Annotated in this window: 2 protein-coding genes; both read right to left on the reverse strand. The window is 61.0% G+C overall.

The window, feature by feature from the left end:
- Nucleotides 1–536 precede the first annotated feature (536 nt).
- Nucleotides 537–962 carry a nuclear transport factor 2 family protein gene (locus tag AX721_RS17400; RefSeq protein ID WP_068877254.1) on the reverse strand — a complete coding sequence of 142 codons (426 nt, stop codon included), beginning with the start codon at nucleotides 960–962 and terminating at the stop codon, nucleotides 537–539.
- Nucleotides 963–1,190: 228 nt separating this feature from the next.
- On the reverse strand, nucleotides 1,191–1,727 hold the full coding sequence (locus AX721_RS27450) for a hypothetical protein (RefSeq protein WP_156467224.1): 537 nt from the start codon (nucleotides 1,725–1,727) through the stop codon (nucleotides 1,191–1,193).
- Between the last annotated feature and the right edge of the window lie 799 nt (nucleotides 1,728–2,526).

Here is a 2,526-nt window from a genome sequence, read left to right on the forward strand (position 1 = left end):
ACCGTGCTCAGGTCGCTGTCGGACTTTCGGTTGTAGCCGACGGAACCGTAGAGGCTGGGCGAGGCGAGCTGCGCCTCGGCGACGCCGGCGACGCCCGCCACGGCCAAGACGATAGGTCCGGCGAACAACGACTTCATGCAACTCTCCTCATCGGCCCTTGGCGGCCACGGACGACCTTGGCGGTCGATCCGCTCGGCTTTTCGACCGCAACACGGCCACAATGTGTCGTTGCATTTTCACAGGTAACGACCACCGTATGCGGCGCGTGACATTCCGCCGGGGGAGACAGAACGCGCAGCCAGCGCTTGCTCGAGTACGCCTTCGACACCATCCGAGCTGACGCCGTCGAGGGCGTCCGCCGCGCGAACCTCGGGCTCGCGCCGCTAAGCCCGCAGGCGAGCACGCATCGTCAGGCGCTACGGCCGAGACGCCTGCGGGTCCGCCACCCTGGGGTCCATGTTGGAGAGGAAGTCGAAGAGCCGGCGCATCCGCCCCGAGGGGTCGCGTGTTCGCGCGGCGGGGTCAAGGCGGCGGGATCAGGGCGCGGAGAACGTCCATCCGCCCGGCTCCAGCCGTCGATGCGTGAACCCGGCCCGCTCCAGGCCGACGATCGCCCCTCCCCGCACGAACAGCGTCTCGCTGCGGAACTGACCGAAGCATTCGACGATGCCGGGCCGGCAATCCTTCAGTTCCTGGACGACCAGCACGCGCGTCGCGGGCTGTCCGTCAAATCGCGCAAAGCCGGAGAAGACGGCCAGAAACCGCACCGTCCGCGTCGGCGCGAACTCCGCGGATACGGCCCGCAGCCACGTCGCGCGATCCGCCCCCGCCGGCCAGTCGGAAACGATCCTGACGTCGGGGGCGAACAGCTTGGCGTAGGCTGCCGCATCGTTGGTTCGGATCGCGTCGATATAGGCCGTAACGACAGCCTGCGCGGCTGGCGGCGCCAGGACCGGCGGCACGGCCGAAGCTCGACCGCCCCACCCCATCGCCAGAACCGCGACGCAGCCGACAACCGCAGCGCGACATGCATTCATCCGCGAAGTCTGAGGCTCACATCCTGCCCGCGCAACAGGCTGCGAGTTCTCCGTGGCCGCCGCGAGGTCCGCTCCTGGCCGCCAAATCAAAGGCGACGTTCGACCCATTGCTGATCTTCGTCCAAACCGACAACAGAACGGAAGTCACGAAGTCTAAAAGAAGCGCCTGATCGAGCAGCTGCCGGATTTGAAGGATAGCTTAGCGTCTCCGATTTTGAGCGGCAGCGTGGCGGAAAAGTCTCCAGATATGCGATCTAGAGAGAATTTCACTGCGACAGCCCCCAGATCAATCTGATCTCCCCGGAAATCTACTACAGCTAAAGACGTATAATCCTGAGTAAAATCAATCACGCTTTCCTCAAACCTGTGAACGGCAAGCTCGCCTCTCACTCTATTTGAATAGATCTTCTTTTCGTCTAACCGAATAAGAAATCGCTCCTTGAACGAAAATTCATCATTGTCGCTAAGTGTATAATTGCCGCTCTGGTAAGGTATGCTGGTCAGCATTGTCCACGAACAATCAAGCCCCTTCGACTTTTCTTGCGACGCAGATGGGCACGCCCAAAACAAGAAGGGCGCGACACAGGCACTGGCTAGAATTTTGTGTAGCACGACCGTCCTCACACCTGACGTTGGAGGATGCATCCGCCCGAACCAATGCCGCTGCACTGTGGAATGGATCGCAGACACGCCGACGAACTCCGACTCGATCCGGGCTGAAGGAATGCGCTAGAGCGATAGGCGTCGCGGCCTACCGCTCTCTTGCTACCAATTTTGGCGGCAGCGTACGTCACCGGTAAAGCAGACGCACCCCATTGGGCAGCCCCCACGACAAGAGTCATTGCAAAAGCTAGCCAACGCTTCGAGGTCACTTGTCTTCTCGATACTGAAGCTGCGGCCCTCAGCCTCGAACGTGACGCCCTGTGGAATCCATTGGAAGGCCTCGCAATGAGAACCCCGCTTCATGGTTTCATCATACGAGAGCCCCTCCACATGAACTACGCGGTACTCCAATATACCGCGTTCAGGGGCAGGAACTACAAAAACGCCGATACCCACAATACTACCATCTCGAAAGGAGACTCCGGCAGACTTTAGTCCATCGAATACCACGTCCGGAGTTTGATTCTTAGAGCCATTGCAGCACACAACATTCCTCCCACAATAGGTGTGTTAAAGGTTCTGCTGAACGAGGATAAAGAGATACCGCCCCATCTTGGGGTGTTGTCTGGCCAGCAGATTTGCAGCAGTCAGCTTTAGTCCTGCTGTTCATCAGCGCCCCCGCAACAGCTTAGCTCAGGTGGCACCAACCGGTCGCGCTCGTCAAGCGAGTGGGGCCATCGCCCCCCTTATGTTGTTCTCTCGGCCGCGCCCGTTCGAGTGACTGACCGCCCTCCCCCCCAGAGACTTTGGAAAGTCCGCGCCTTAGCGGCGCCACCCTAGGGCCGGGGCGAGCGGCCAGGGCGCGTGGACCGGCGGAGCCTTGCGG

The organism is Phenylobacterium sp. CCH9-H3, from assembly GCF_001557235.1.
Lineage (GTDB): Bacteria > Pseudomonadota > Alphaproteobacteria > Caulobacterales > Caulobacteraceae > Phenylobacterium.